This is a genomic window from Streptomyces sp. NPDC046261, assembly GCF_040646235.1.
Taxonomy (GTDB): Bacteria; Actinomycetota; Actinomycetes; order Streptomycetales; family Streptomycetaceae; genus Streptomyces.
Window position 1 is genome coordinate 54,392 of record NZ_JBEYZU010000023.1, and the last position, 13,034, is coordinate 67,425.

The 13,034-nt window shown below is 69.7% G+C and carries 14 protein-coding genes; 3 read left to right on the plus strand and 11 right to left on the minus strand.

What is annotated here, in order from left to right; genetic code table 11:
• Positions 1–14: 14 nt before the first annotated feature.
• Both mqnE and ABZ956_RS27320 read right to left on the minus strand, forming a co-directional pair.
• On the minus strand, positions 15–1,178 hold the full coding sequence (mqnE, locus tag ABZ956_RS27315; protein ID WP_361899021.1) for an aminofutalosine synthase MqnE: 1,164 nt from the start codon (positions 1,176–1,178) through the stop codon (positions 15–17).
• Between the two features lie 58 nt (positions 1,179–1,236).
• Complete coding sequence (locus ABZ956_RS27320; RefSeq protein WP_099199332.1) at positions 1,237–1,692, minus strand: Lrp/AsnC family transcriptional regulator; 456 nt, start codon at positions 1,690–1,692, stop codon at positions 1,237–1,239.
• A gap of 139 nt (positions 1,693–1,831) precedes the next feature.
• Here ABZ956_RS27320 and ABZ956_RS27325 point away from each other — a divergent pair, with 139 nt between their 5' ends.
• The gene (locus tag ABZ956_RS27325; RefSeq protein WP_360916677.1) at positions 1,832–1,966 is read left to right on the plus strand and encodes a hypothetical protein; all 135 of its coding nucleotides are present in this window, start codon (positions 1,832–1,834) and stop codon (positions 1,964–1,966) included.
• On the opposite strand, the gene ABZ956_RS27330 is transcribed toward ABZ956_RS27325, so the two are convergent.
• Positions 1,963–2,655 carry a UbiX family flavin prenyltransferase gene (locus tag ABZ956_RS27330; RefSeq protein ID WP_361899025.1) on the minus strand — a complete coding sequence of 231 codons (693 nt, stop codon included), beginning with the start codon at positions 2,653–2,655 and terminating at the stop codon, positions 1,963–1,965. The genes ABZ956_RS27325 and ABZ956_RS27330 overlap by 4 nt on opposite strands.
• 156 nt (positions 2,656–2,811) lie before the next feature.
• On the opposite strand from ABZ956_RS27330, the gene ABZ956_RS27335 reads away from it, so the two are divergent.
• Positions 2,812–3,969: a hypothetical protein gene (locus ABZ956_RS27335; RefSeq protein ID WP_361899028.1), complete on the plus strand. Its 1,158-nt coding sequence runs from the start codon at positions 2,812–2,814 to the stop codon at positions 3,967–3,969.
• A 77-nt stretch (positions 3,970–4,046) separates the two neighbouring features.
• Here ABZ956_RS27335 and mqnP read toward each other — a convergent pair whose 3' ends face one another.
• Positions 4,047–4,949 carry a menaquinone biosynthesis prenyltransferase MqnP gene (mqnP, locus tag ABZ956_RS27340; RefSeq protein ID WP_361899031.1) on the minus strand — a complete coding sequence of 301 codons (903 nt, stop codon included), beginning with the start codon at positions 4,947–4,949 and terminating at the stop codon, positions 4,047–4,049.
• Positions 4,946–6,397, minus strand: coding sequence for a menaquinone biosynthesis decarboxylase (locus ABZ956_RS27345; protein WP_361899034.1), 1,452 nt, complete (start codon positions 6,395–6,397; stop codon positions 4,946–4,948). The genes mqnP and ABZ956_RS27345 overlap by 4 nt, the downstream gene beginning before the upstream one ends.
• An 87-nt stretch (positions 6,398–6,484) precedes the next feature.
• Between ABZ956_RS27345 and ABZ956_RS27350 the strand changes: the two genes are divergently transcribed.
• On the plus strand, positions 6,485–6,790 hold the full coding sequence (locus tag ABZ956_RS27350) for a PLD nuclease N-terminal domain-containing protein (protein ID WP_361899036.1): 306 nt from the start codon (positions 6,485–6,487) through the stop codon (positions 6,788–6,790).
• Here the strand turns inward: ABZ956_RS27350 and ABZ956_RS27355 are convergent.
• The 6 genes from ABZ956_RS27355 to ABZ956_RS27380 form a co-directional block, all read right to left on the minus strand.
• Positions 6,787–7,311 (minus strand): SRPBCC domain-containing protein, encoded by a 525-nt coding sequence (locus tag ABZ956_RS27355; protein ID WP_361899039.1) that lies wholly within the window; start codon positions 7,309–7,311, stop codon positions 6,787–6,789. The genes ABZ956_RS27350 and ABZ956_RS27355 overlap by 4 nt on opposite strands.
• A gap of 83 nt (positions 7,312–7,394) precedes the next feature.
• Positions 7,395–8,483, minus strand: a complete 1,089-nt coding sequence (gene ccsB, locus ABZ956_RS27360) for a c-type cytochrome biogenesis protein CcsB (RefSeq protein ID WP_361899046.1) — start codon at positions 8,481–8,483, stop codon at positions 7,395–7,397.
• The gene (locus ABZ956_RS27365) at positions 8,480–10,243 is read right to left on the minus strand and encodes a cytochrome c biogenesis protein ResB (RefSeq protein ID WP_361899049.1); all 1,764 of its coding nucleotides are present in this window, start codon (positions 10,241–10,243) and stop codon (positions 8,480–8,482) included. Before ABZ956_RS27365 ends, ccsB begins: the two co-directional genes overlap by 4 nt.
• A gap of 3 nt (positions 10,244–10,246) precedes the next feature.
• The gene (locus ABZ956_RS27370; protein WP_361899147.1) at positions 10,247–10,984 is read right to left on the minus strand and encodes a cytochrome c biogenesis protein CcdA; all 738 of its coding nucleotides are present in this window, start codon (positions 10,982–10,984) and stop codon (positions 10,247–10,249) included.
• 68 nt (positions 10,985–11,052) lie between these two features.
• Positions 11,053–11,676 (minus strand): TlpA disulfide reductase family protein, encoded by a 624-nt coding sequence (locus tag ABZ956_RS27375; protein WP_361899052.1) that lies wholly within the window; start codon positions 11,674–11,676, stop codon positions 11,053–11,055.
• A 23-nt stretch (positions 11,677–11,699) separates the two neighbouring features.
• Positions 11,700–13,004, minus strand: a complete 1,305-nt coding sequence (locus ABZ956_RS27380; protein ID WP_361899055.1) for a hypothetical protein — start codon at positions 13,002–13,004, stop codon at positions 11,700–11,702.
• Positions 13,005–13,034 lie beyond the last annotated feature (30 nt).

Here is a 13,034-nt window from a genome sequence, read left to right on the forward strand (position 1 = left end):
ACCCGAAGTGGATCTCAGAGGCGCATCGGCTGCGGCGACTCGCGCAGCGAGGCGTCCGGGCCCGGGTACTCACGGATGATCTCGTAGCGCGTGTTGCGCTCGACCGGCCGGAAGCCCGCCTCGCGGATGAGCTCCAGCAGGTCGTCACGGGTCAGCTTGTTCGGCGTGCCGTAGTTGTCGGCATCGTGCGTGATCTTGTACTCGACGACCGAGCCGTCCATGTCGTCCGCGCCGTGCTGCAGCGCGAGCTGGGCGGTCTGGACGCCGTGCATGACCCAGAACACCTTCACGTGCGGCACGTTGTCGAACAGCAGCCGCGAGACGGCGAAGGTCTTCAGCGCCTCGGCCCCGGTGGCCATGCTGGTCCGGGCCTGGAGGCGGTTACGGACCTTGCCGTCCTTCATGTCCACGAAGTCGTGCTGGTAGCGCAGCGGGATGAAGACATGGAAACCGCCGGTCTCGTCCTGCAGCTCACGCAGGCGCAGCACGTGGTCCACCCGGTGACGCGGCTCCTCGATGTGCCCGTAGAGCATCGTGCACGGACCCTTGAGGCCCTTGGAGTGCGCCAGGCGGTGGATGCGCGACCAGTCCTCCCAGTGGGTGTCGTGGTCGACGATGTGCTGGCGGACCTCCCAGTCGAAGATCTCCGCGCCACCGCCGGTCAGCGACTCCAGACCGGCGTCGATCAGCTCGTCGAGGATCTCGTCGGCGCTCAGCCCGGAGATCTTCTCGAAGTGCTGGATCTCGGTGGCGGTGAAGGCCTTCAGGGAGACGTTCGGCAGCGCCTCCTTGAGCGCCCTCAGCGACCGCGGGTAGTAGCGCCAGGGCAGGGTGGGGTGCAGGCCGTTGACGATGTGCAGCTCGGTGAGGTTCTCGTTCTCCATCGCCTTGGCGAGGCGGACGGCCTCCTCGATGCGCATCGTGTACGCGTCCTTCTCGCCCGGCTTGCGCTGGAACGAGCAGTACGCGCACGACGCCGTGCACACGTTGGTCATGTTCAGGTGCCGGTTGACGTTGAAGTGGACGACGTCACCGTTCTTGCGGGTGCGCACGTGGTGCGCGAGCCCGCCCAGCCAGGCCAGGTCGTCGGACTCGTAGAGCGCGATGCCGTCCTCACGGGTGAGCCGCTCCCCGGCGAAGACCTTCTCCTCCAGCTCGCGCTTGAGCCCAGCGTCCATGGGTGCGCCCGCCTCTCCTGATGCTCCAGATGACCGCTTCGAGCGTACTCCCCCGCTTTTACACGTCCTCGGGCAGCTCACCCACCCGGTTCTCCCACTTGGTGGAGAGCACGATCGTGGTGCGGGTGCGGCTGACGCCCTTGGTGCCGGACAGGCGGCGGATGGTGCGCTCCAGCCCGTCGACGTCGCCCACGCGGACCTTGAGCATGTACGAGTCGTCGCCGGCGATGAACCAGCAGTCCTCGATCTCCTCCAGGTCGCGCAGCCGGCGCGCCACGTCCTCGTGGTCGGCGGCGTCCGAGAGCTGGATGCCGATCAGGGCCGTGACCCCGAGGCCGAGCGACGCGGAGTTGACGGTCGCCCGGTAACCGGTGATGACGCCCGCCGCTTCCAGGCGGTTGATCCGGTCCGTGACGCTCGGCCCGGACAGGCCGACCAGCCTGCCCAGCTCCGCGTACGAGGCCCGGCCGTTCTCCCGCAGGGCCTGGATGAGCTGCCTGTCCACCGCGTCCATTGCCTGGCACCTTTCAATAATCAGCGAACTCGCCGTTTTGCGTGTAGAATCTAAGGCATACGGGGCCTGGTACCCCGCAAATCTTTCACCAGATCAGTGAATCAACGACGATCCTTCGATCCTCAGGAGTGAAGCCCCCGTGTACTCGATCGAGATGGCCTACGCCCGTATGCGCGAGCTGCAGGACCTGGCCAACCGCTCGCGTGCCCACCAGTCCCCCGACCCGCGCGCCGCCCTGGCCAAGCTCCGCCTGCCGCGCGCGAAGAAGCGCTAGACCGCATCGCGAGCCCCGCTCGCACTCGCTCCACCGAGCTCTCCTTCCCAACGGCGGTACAGCCGGTGCGGCACCCCTGCCGCGTCCAGCACCCGCCCGGCGACGAAGTCCACCAGATCCTGGATGTGCGTCGCCCCCGCGTAGAACGCCGGCGAGGCGGGCAGCACCACGGCTCCCGCTTCGTCGAGCGCCACGAGCTGCTTGAGCGTCTGGCCGCTGAGCGGCGTCTCCCGCACCGCGACGATCAACGGCCGACGCTCCTTGAGCGTCACGCTCGCCACGCGCTGCAACAGATCTTTCGACAGGCCGAGGGCCACTCCGGCCACACTCGCCGTGCTCGCCGGCACGATCAGCATCCCCCGCACGGGGTACGAGCCCGACGACGGGCCCGCCGCCAGATCACCCGCCGGCCAGTACCGCACCCCCGAGATGTCGGGGTCGAAGTGCGGCTTCCCGTCCGCCCCCAGCCTCAGCCAGGCACGCAGGTCCTCCCGCCAGTGCGCGTCCCGGAAGCGGATCCCGGTCTCGTCCAGCAGCGTCAGCCGCGCGGCCCGGCTGACGACGAGGTCCACCGCCTCACCGGCCGCCAGCAGTCCGCGCACCACGGCGGCCGCGTACGGCGTCCCGGACGCACCGGAGACACCGACCACCCAGGGTCGGCGAGGGGCTCTGTCTTCGTACGGCTCCACCCCCCGAGCCTATCCGCAGGCATTCCCCGGCAAGATGTCGTGAAAGCCCTTTGACATGTTCGACCGGCTTGCATTTAAGTGATCTTTTGTCAAGGACCGTCAAACGGGGAGCGCATCATCCACACCACCCGAAAAGCTCTTGCCGCCGCCGGTGTCGTGGCGCTCGTCGCCGCGGGTTCCACCGCCTGCGACCCGAGCAACAAGCTCAGCACGGCCGCCAAGGTCAAGCAGGCGTTCGACAAGCTCGGCGAGCAGAAGTCGCTCACCACGGAGATCGGCTTCACCGGCGGCGCCGATCAGATATTCGCGGCCATGAAGGACGCGGACGACTTCACCCGCCAGGACGCGGACATGCTCGCCGCCCTGCGCCTGACCTACGCCTTCGGCGCCGACAAGCCGCTCAAGGACGCCAAGGCCGACGACAAGGCGTTCACCTACGACGTCCGGCTGGCCCGCAAGGACACCAAGCCGGTGTTCGAGGCCCGCCAGGTCGACGGCAAGAGCTATGTGCGCCTCGACCTCAAGTCGGTCACCGACTTCGCCGAGCGGCACGGCAAGGACAAGGGCAAGAGCAAGTCCCGTGGCCCGGAGGCCATGGAGAAGCTGCTCAAGCAGGCCGACGAGCTCCCCCCGTCCCTGGCGAGCGTCAAGAACGCGCTCAAGGGCGACTGGATCAGCGTCGACCCGGCGTCCTTCGAGGAGTTCGCCAAGTCCATGGACAAGAGCGGCAAGGGCAAGAGCCCCGCGCCGGACCCGGAGACGCAGAAGAGGGCCTTCGAGGCCCTGCAGCGCGCGCTGACCGACAACGCCCAGGTCAAGGACGCGGGCAAGAAGGACGGCGCCGAGCACGTCACGGCCACCCTCCCGGCGAAGAAGATAGCCAAGGACTTCACCGAGGGCCTCAAGCCGCTCAAGGACAAGCTCGGCGACCGGGCCGGCAAGCTCGACGAGCTCACCCGCGACCTCGACAAGACCCCGGACAAGAACGTCACCGTCGACCTGGCCATCAAGGACGGCATGCTCGCCGGGATGACCTTCGACATCGCGCAGTTCGCCGACGACAAGGACAAGGACAAGCCCAAGGGCCCGCTGCCGGTCGGCATCGGCTTCAAGAAGGGCGGCGGCGACAACCTCAAGGTTCCCTCCGGCGCGCAGGAACTCAAGCCGCAGGACCTGATGGGCGCGGCCATGTTCCTCATGGGCGGCGGCCGGGCCGGCGGTGCCGGCGCCGACAGCCCGTTCAAGAGCTCCGACCCGTTCGGGAACGGCGGCGCGCCCAAGGACGGCCCGTTCGAGAGCCCCCTGAGCCTCTGAGCGGCTCCCCCGTACGCCGAAGGGCGGCCACCCTCCTTGGGGTGGCCGCCCTTCGGCGTCCGTACGCGGACGGCCCGTCAGACCGTCAGGCCGCGGACCAGCAGGTCGAGCAGCGCGCACAGGAACAGCGCGATGCCGATGAAGCCGTTGACCGAGAAGAACGCCCGGTTCAGGCGCGAGAGGTCACCCGGCTTGACGATCGAGTGCTCGTACAGGAACGCCCCCGCGACCACCACCAGGCCGGCCCAGAAGAACACCCCGGCATCGGTGGCCAGCGCGTACCAGACCAGCAGCGCCGTCGTGACGGCGTGGCAGCCGCGGGCACCGTGGAGCGCCGCCGCGATGCCGAAGCGGGCCGGCGTGGACTTCACCCCGTGGGCGCGGTCCGCGGCCACGTCCTGGCAGGCGAAGATCAGGTCGAAGCCGCCGATCCACACGCCGACCGCCAGGCCCAGGATCACCGCGTCCCAGGACCACTCGCCCGTGATCGCCAGCCATGCGCCGACCGGGCCCATGGCCTGGGCCAGGCCCAGGATCGCGTGCGGGAAGTTCGTGAACCGCTTGCCGTAGGGGTAGACGACCATCGGGACGACGGCGATGGGGGCGAGCGCCAGGCACAGCGGGTTCAGCAGCGCGGCGGCACCGAGGAAGAACACCACCGCCACCCCCGCCCCGGTCCACGCCGAGCGCACCGACACCGCGCCCGTCACCAGCTCACGGCCCGCCGTGCGCGGGTTCCGGGCGTCGATCTCGCGGTCGATGATGCGGTTGCAGGCCATCGCGAACGTCCGCAGGCCCACCATGGCGACGGTGACGAGCAGCAGCCTGACCCAGTGGATGTTCCGGTCCAGCTGGAACATGGCGGTGAGCGAGGCGATGTAGGCGAAGGGCAGCGCGAAGACCGAGTGCTCGATGAGCACCATGCGCAGGAACGCCCGGGTCCGGCCCGGCTGCGGGATCGCGGCGGCGGAGGCGCTCACAGCCCGTACTCCGTCCACCGGCGGTCGACCTTCGCCGCGGTCCGCGGATCCGACTCGACCATCCGCGGCCAGCCGCCGTCGCGCGTGTAGCCCTCCTCGGGCCACTTCGCGGTCGCGTCGATGCCCGCCTTGCCGCCCCAGAACTGCTGGTACGAGGCGTGGTCGAGGTGGTCGACGGGGCCCTCGACGACGGTGAGGTCGCGGGCGTAGTCGGTGTTGCCCAGCGCCCGCCAGGACACCTCGTGCAGGTTGTGCACGTCGCAGTCGGAGTCGACCACGATGATCAGCTTGGTCAGCGACATCATGTGCGCGCCCCAGATGGCGTGCATGACCTTCTGCGCGTGCTTGGGGTACTTCTTGTCGATCGAGACGATCGCGCAGTTGTGGAAGCCGCCGGACTCCGGCAGGTGGTAGTCCACGATGTCCGGGACGATCACCTTCAGCAGGGGCAGGAAAAACCGCTCGGTGGCCCGGCCCAGCGGCCCGTCCTCCGTCGGGGGACGGCCGACGACGATCGACTGCAGCAGCGGACGGCGGCGCATCGTGACGCAGTCGATCTTCAGTGCGGGGAACGGCTCCTGCGGCGTGTAGAAGCCGGTGTGGTCGCCGAAGGGGCCCTCGGGCAGCATCTCGCCGGGCTCCAGCCAGCCCTCGATGACGACCTCGGCGTTGGCCGGCACCTGCAGCGGCACGGTCTTGCAGTCGACCATCTCGATGCGCTTGCCCTGGATGAAGCCGGCGAAGAGGTACTCGTCGATGTCGCCGGGCAGCGGCGCGGTGGAGGCGTACGTCACCGCCGGCGGGCAGCCGAAGGCGATGGCGACCGGCAGCCGCTCACCGCGCTTGGCGGCCACCTGGTAGTGGTTGCGGCTGTCCTTGTGGATCTGCCAGTGCATGCCGATGGTGCGCTTGTCGTGGCGCTGCAGGCGGTAGAGGCCGAGGTTGCGGACGCCGGTCTCGGGGTGCTTGGTGTGGGTCAGGCCCAGGTTGAAGAACGACCCGCCGTCCTCCGGCCAGGTGAACAGCGCCGGGAGCTTCTCCAGGTCCACCTCGTCGCCGGTGAGGACGACCTCCTGGACGGGCGCGTCCTTGACCTTCTTCGGCGGCACGTGCGCCACCGCGCCCAGCTTCCCGAAGGCCTCCCGGATGCCGATGAAGCCCTGCGGGAGCTCCGGCTTGAGCAGCCCGCCGATCTTCTCGCTGATCTCCTCGTAGGACTTCAGGCCGAGCGCCTTGAGGAGGCGGCGGTCGGTGCCGAAGACGTTCATGGCGAGCGGCATCGCCGCGCCCTTGACGTTCTCGAAGAGCAGCGCGGGCCCGCCCGCCTTGTTCACTCTGTCGACGATCTCCCCGATTTCCAGGTATGGGTCGACTTCAGCCGTGATGCGCTTGAGATCGCCATCGCGCTCCAGCGACCGGAGGAACGAGCGAAGATCGTCGTAAGCCATGCGATCCAGTATCGAGCACGCACTACCCTGGACACGTCACGGGGGCCGACGAGCGGCCCGTAGCACCGCACTCCGGGGGCCGCCGCCATGCTCAGGTATCTGCCGTTTCTGCTGATCCTGGCGCTGTGGATCTACACCTTCATCGACTGCCTCAACACGCCGGAGAAGGAGGTGCGGGGCCTGCCGAAGCTGGCGTGGGTGTTCATCATCCTGCTGTTCGGCGAGGTGCTGGTGGGCCCGGTGGCCTGGCTGGTGGCGGGCCGGCCGCGTGCCGCGGCGCGGCGCCCGGGCGGGCGGCAGCGCTGGGTGGCGCCCGACGACAACCCCGAGTTCCTGCGGTCGCTGAAGAAGGACGACGAGAAGGACCAGGGCGCGGACGGCCCGAAGGGCTAGCGCCGCTCCCCGCGCTCGTACTGCTCCCGCAGCTCGCGCCAGCGGTCCCTCGTCCACTGCGACCAGTCGGCCGGGTGCCCGCCGAGGGCCTGCAGCAGGTACTCGAAGTGGTGGTGCCAGCCAGCCAGGCAGTCCAGGCGTACGTCCTCGGGCCCGGCCATCTCGTTGGTGAAGTGCAGCAGCGTCCCGCCGACGCCCAGCGGCCCGGGCTCCAGCTCGAAGCGGACGCGGCCGTGGATGTCGACGGTGTACTCCGCCAGCCGCGGCGGCTCCCACGCGGTCACCTGCCCGGGCGCGACGGTGGCGTGCCCCTGGGCGTCGGTGTTCTGCCACCGCAGCGTGATCGCCCCGCCCTCGCGCTGCTCGAACGGATCGGCGACGGCCAGCCACGCCGGCAGGCCCTCGGGCGTGGCCACGGCGGCCCACACCTCGTCGACGGGGTACGGGATCGACAGCTCGTAGCGCAGGGTGTGGGTGTCGCCCTTGCTCTCGGACGCGCCGTAGGGGGAGGGGATCTCCATGACTCCACGTCTAACACGACGGCCCGCGTCCCGCGCGCCGGAGGCGACGGGGCGCGGGCCGTGGGCCGCGGGTCCTCGCGGGCTCACACCCCCGCGTAGGAGTGCTTGCCGCTCAGCAGGATGTTCACGCCGTAGTAGTTGAACAGGTAGCAGGCGAAGGCCAGCAGGGCCAGGTAGGCGGCCTTGCGGCCCTTCCAGCCGGCCGTGGCGCGGGCGTGCAGGTAGCAGGCGTAGGCGACCCAGGTGATGAAGGACCAGACCTCCTTGGGGTCCCAGCCCCAGTAGCGGCCCCAGGCGGCCTCGGCCCAGATCGCGCCCGCGATGATCGTGAACGTCCACAGCGGGAAGACGGTCGCGTTGATGCGGTAGGCGAACTTGTCCAGCGTGGCCGCCGCGGGCAGCCGGGACAGGACGTTGCTCCAGGCGCCGCCGCCGTCGCGGCCCTCCGCCAGCCGGAGCTCGTAGCCGTCGCGGAAGAGGTAGAACAGGCTCGAGCACGCGCCCACCCACAGCGCCGCGCCCGAGATGATCGCGCAGGAGACGTGGATCCACAGCCAGTAGGAGTGCAGGGCCGGCACCAGCTGGTCGCTGTCGGTGTACAGCACCGAGACGGCCAGGCCCAGGTCGAGCAGGATCGAGGTGACCAGCGGCAGGCCCAGCCAGCGGACGTTCTTCTTCGCGGCGAGCAGGCCCAGGTAGACGCCGACGGCCGTCATGGCGAAGGTCGTGGAGAACTCGTACATGTTGCCCCACGGCGCCCGCTCGACGGACAGCGCGCGGGTGAGGACGCCGCCCACGTGGAGGGCGAACGCCAGGACCGTCAGCGAGATCGCGATGCGGCCGTACAGGTCGCCCTTCTCGCTGGTGCCGGCGGCGCCGGGGCCGTCGGGGACGTCGCGGCTGCCGGGGGCGGCGCGCGTGACGACCTTCGGGCGCTCCAGGACGGCGGTGCCGCCGCCCTGCGCGGCCTTCTCGGCGCCCTTGACCGTGACGGTCACGGCGGGGGCCTCGGCGGTCAGCGCGGCGGCCGTGCGGCCGACGGTGCTACGGCTGCCGAAGACCCACTCGGCGATGTGCGCGAGGAAGGCGAGGGTATAGACAGCCATGGCCGAATAGACCAGCACATTGCTGACGTGGGCCAGGTTCTCGTTGGCTGCGGCGGCGAGGATCACGCGCGCGCTCCTTCGGACGGTTCGGCGGGGGCTTCGGAGTCGGTGTCCGTCGCGGGTGCGGCGACGGGCGGGGCGTCGGGCTGCAGGGCGACGGCGAGGGAGGCGAGCTCTTCGGGCAGGCGGGCGGACTCGCTGCGGCCGAGGCCGGCCAGCTCCACGACCGTACGCCCCTCGCCGTCCGCGACGGCGCGCACCCACACCCGGCGGCGCTGGATGAACAGCGAACCGGCCAGGCCGATCAGCGCGCCGACGGCGCCGGCGAGCGCCAGCTCGTTGCCGGGCTTCTGGGAGACCTGGAAGGTCGCCCACTGCTTGATGCCCTCGAACTTCAGCTCGCCCGCGCCGTCCGGCAGCGTCATGGTCTGGCCGACCGTGAGGAGCTTGGCGAACTTCTGGCCCTTGTCGTCCTTGAACTGCGTCATCTTGGACGTGTTGAGCTGGTAGATGCTCTGCGGCACGCCCGAGTCCAGGCCGAGGCTGCCGCGATAGGCGGTCAGCACCAGCGCCGGATTGTCCAGGGCGGGGAAGCGGGAGAGCATGGTGCCCGACTTCAGGTCCAGGGTCGGCACGAAGTTGCCCTGGAAGCCGAGGTCGCCTTCCTTGCCGTCCTTGTCGCGGTAGTCCGGCACCTTGAGCACGCTGGTCTCGGTGACGTTGTTGTCCAGCGGCAGCGAGGGGATGGGGCCCTTGAAGGCGACGTTGCCCTTGCCGTCGCGGACGGTGACGATCGGGGCGTAGCCGTGGCCGATGAGGTAGACCTTCGAGCGGGCGGTCTCCAGCGGCTCGTTGACCTTGACGGTGGCCTTGCGGGGCGTGCCGTCCGCGCCGTCCCAGTACGTGATGTGGGCGGCGTAGTCGCGCGGGGTGCCGCGCTCGGGGCCGGAGCGCTCGTAGGTCCCGGAGAAGCTGTCGAGGGTGAAGCGGAAGGCGTCGAGGTCGTCGGCGTCGAAGAGCGAGCCGGCCTTGAAGTCGTCGTACTGGGTGAGGGTGTTCGCGAAGCTCTCGCCCTCGACGACCAGCTTGCCGCCCTCGGACTTCCACAGCTGCCCGGAGGCGAACGCCACCAGCATGACGATCAGGGAGATGTGGAAGAGGAGGTTGCCGGCCTCGCGGAGGTAGCCCTTCTCGGAGCCGATCGCGTCCCCGGCCCGCTCGGTACGAAAACGCCTGCGCTTCAGCAGCTTCTCCGCCGCGTCCAGCACCTGCCGCGGCTCGGCGTCCGTGTGCCAGGTGGCGTGCGCGGGCATCCGCGTCAGCAGGCGCGGGGCGCCCGGCGGACGGCCGCGCAGCTGGCCGACGAACTGCCAGGTGCGCGGGATGATGCAGCCGATGAGGGAGACGAACAGCAGGATGTAGATCGCGGAGAACCACACCGAGCTGTAGACGTGGAAGAGGCCGAGCTTCTCGTAGATCGGCGTGAGCGCCTCGTGCTGGTCCTTCCAGGTGTCGGCCTTGAGCGCGTCGACCGAGGTCTGCGGCACCAGGGACCCGGGGACCGTGGCGAGGGAGAGCAGGAACAGCAGGATCAGCGCGACCCGCATCGAGGTCAGCTGACGCCACATCCAGCGCACCCAGCCGGTGGCCTCGCGCACGGACCAGGTCAGCCAGCCGAGCGCGCCCGGGGCCCGTACGCCTCCGAACGAGCCGGGCATGGCCTGGCCGCGCTCCTCGGTGGGGGCCGTGGACATGGGTGCGGCCGCGGCATCGGCGTCGGGATCCTCCGGCGCCGGGGCGGAAGCGGTGCTATGCGTCTTGGCCATTGATCAGATCCCGGGGGTGAATTGCGACGACCACGTCTGAAGGTCCTGGACCATGCTGTCCCACACTCCTGTGACCAGGAGCACGCCGACCACGACGAGCATCCCGCCGCCGGCCCGCATGACCCACGCGTAGTGCCGCTTGACCCAGCCGAACGTGCCGAGGGCCCGCCGGAAGGCGACGGCGGCCAGGATGAAGGGCAGGCCGAGGCCGAGGCAGTACGCGACGGTGAGCAGCGCTCCGCGGCCGGCGCTGGCCTGCTGGGAGGACAGGGACAGTACGGCGGCGAGCGTGGGGCCGATGCAGGGCGCCCAGCCCAGGCCGAACAGCACGCCGAGCAGCGGCGCCCCGGCCAGGCCCATCGCCGGTCTGGTGTGGAAGCGGAACTCGCGCTGCCCGAAACGGTTCAGCAGCCCCATGAAGGCCAGGCCCAGCACGATGGTGAGGGCCCCGAGCACCGTGGAGATCGTCTCCTTGTACTCCAGCAGTGTCTGGCCGAAGAAGCCGAAGGCGGCGCCGAAGGAGACGAAGACGGCGGTGAAGCCGAGCACGAACAGCGAGGACCCGGCGACCATCCGGCCCCGCCGGGCCTCGGCCAGGTCCGCGCCGCTGACGCCGGTGACGTAGGAGAGGTAGCCGGGTACGAGCGGCAGCACGCACGGCGAGAAGAAGGAGACGAGGCCACCGAGCACCGCCACCGGCAGGGCCAGCAGCAGCGCCCCGGTCAGGACCGTCTGGTTCATCCCGCCCGCGGCGGCCAGCGAGGTGGTCACGTTCGCATGCGTCAGGCCGGCCGCGGCCATCACGGGCGTCACTTCTCCGCGACCAGCGGGTCGAGGGCCTCGCGCAGTTCGTCCTCGCCCAGCGGCTTGATCGCCCGCGCAGCGATCTTGCCGTCCCGGTCGATGAGGACCGTCGAGGGAATCGCCTGCGGGTTCAGGCTGCCCTTGGGGAAGCGCAGCAGCAGCTTGCCGGAGGAGTCGTACAGGCTCGGGTAGGGAACCTTGAACTCCTTCTCGAAGGCCAGGGCCGGGGCGGGGTCGGGGTCGCGGGTGTTCAGGCCCACGAACTCCACGCCCTTGTCCTTGTAGGCGTTCGCCACCGCGACGAGGTTCTTGGCCTCGGCCCGGCAGGGCGCGCACCACGAGCCCCATACGTTCAGGACGACGATCTTGCCCTTGTATGCCTCGGCGACGTCGAGGTCCTTGCCGTCGAGCGTCTTGCCGGACAGGTCCGGCGCGCTCTGCCGGCCGCCCTTGTCCTTGACGACGTCCACGCCGCCCGCGCCCTGGACGAAGCCGGTCTGCCCGCCCCCGCCGGAGGTGTTACCGGAACCGCACGCGGTCAGCGTCAGTGCCGCAAGGGCGGCTCCGGCGGCCAGCACGGTGGAACGACGGCGGGAATGTGGGCGTCGAAGGGCGCGGCAGGCACTCATGTGAAAAGTTTCGCATGCGCAGTTTAGGGATCTTCTTCACCCCCCTCGCTGTCCTCCTCGGCCTGCCGGGTCGGCCTCGCCGGCCTGGGCGGTGCTTTCGGCGGCCTTTTCGGCCCCGTCTTCGGATGCCACTTCTCACCCACGTCCAGAGAGCGCAGCCCCGCGAGCACCGCCGGCGACTGCACGTCCAGCCAGTCGACGAACTGCCGGAACGACACCAGACGGACGTCCTTGCGCTTGTCGTCGGCGATGTATTTCAGCGCCTCCTCCACCGCGTCCATATAGATCCCCCCGTTCCATTCCTCGAAGTGGTTCCCCACGAAGAACGGCGCCCTGTTCGTCTCGTACGCCCGGTCGAAGCCGGCGATGTACGACTCGGTGGCCTGCCGTCGCCAGGACGAATAGTGGTGGGAGGGTCCGCGGGTGGTGTTCTTCGACTGATTGGCGAGGATGTTGTAGTCCATGGAAAGGACTTCGAAAGAGTGACCCGGGAAGGGCATCTGCTGCAGCGGCAGGTCCCACAGCCCGTGTTTCTTCCGCGGCCACACCTGCAGCCCGCCCGAGGAACTCGCGTCGTACCGCCAGCCGAGTTTCGCGGCGACCGGCAGCAGGTTCTCCTGGTTCAGCAGACAGGGGGTGCGACCGCCGATGAGTTCCTTGCGGTAGTCGAAGGGCAGCGGGTCCAGATCGGTGAATCCGGTGTGGGTGCGCCACCGGGTGACGAACGAGACCGCCTGCTCGATCTCCGATTCCCACTCCCGCGGCGTCCAGTGCGCGACCGACCCGCGCCCCTGGCAGAAGTGCCCGTTGAAGTGCGTGCCGACCTCGTGGCCCTCCAGCCAGGCCGCCCGCATATTGCGCAGCGTCTCCTTGATGTGGGCGTCCGTGAGATACCCGATGTCGGACGCGCCGACGGGATTGTTCGGCGGATCGTAGAGCCGCTTCTTCGACTCGGGCAGGAGATAGATCCCCGACAGGAAGAACGTCATCCGGGCCCCGTGGTCGCGGGCGAGCTTGCGGAAGCGGGGGAAGAGCCCGTTGCCGACCTCGCCCGCCCCGTCCCAGGAGAAGATCACGAACTGCGGGGGCTTCTCCCCCGGCTCCAGCGGCACCGGCTTCGGCGGCTGGTTGGGCTGGCGCCCGTAGTCGGCCGTGGACCCGTCACCGATCAGCCGGGGCTTGAAGGGGGCGCTGGCCTTCCCCCCGGGATCGGCCCGCTCCGGCCCCGCGGTGGCCGAGGAACACCCGACGGCACCACCCAGCGCGGCCGCCGCCCCCACCCCCATTCCGAGCAGACTCCGTCGGGTGATGTCACGACTGTCGCGCATGTCGGCTCCGTCCATGTCGCTGCGCCCCCG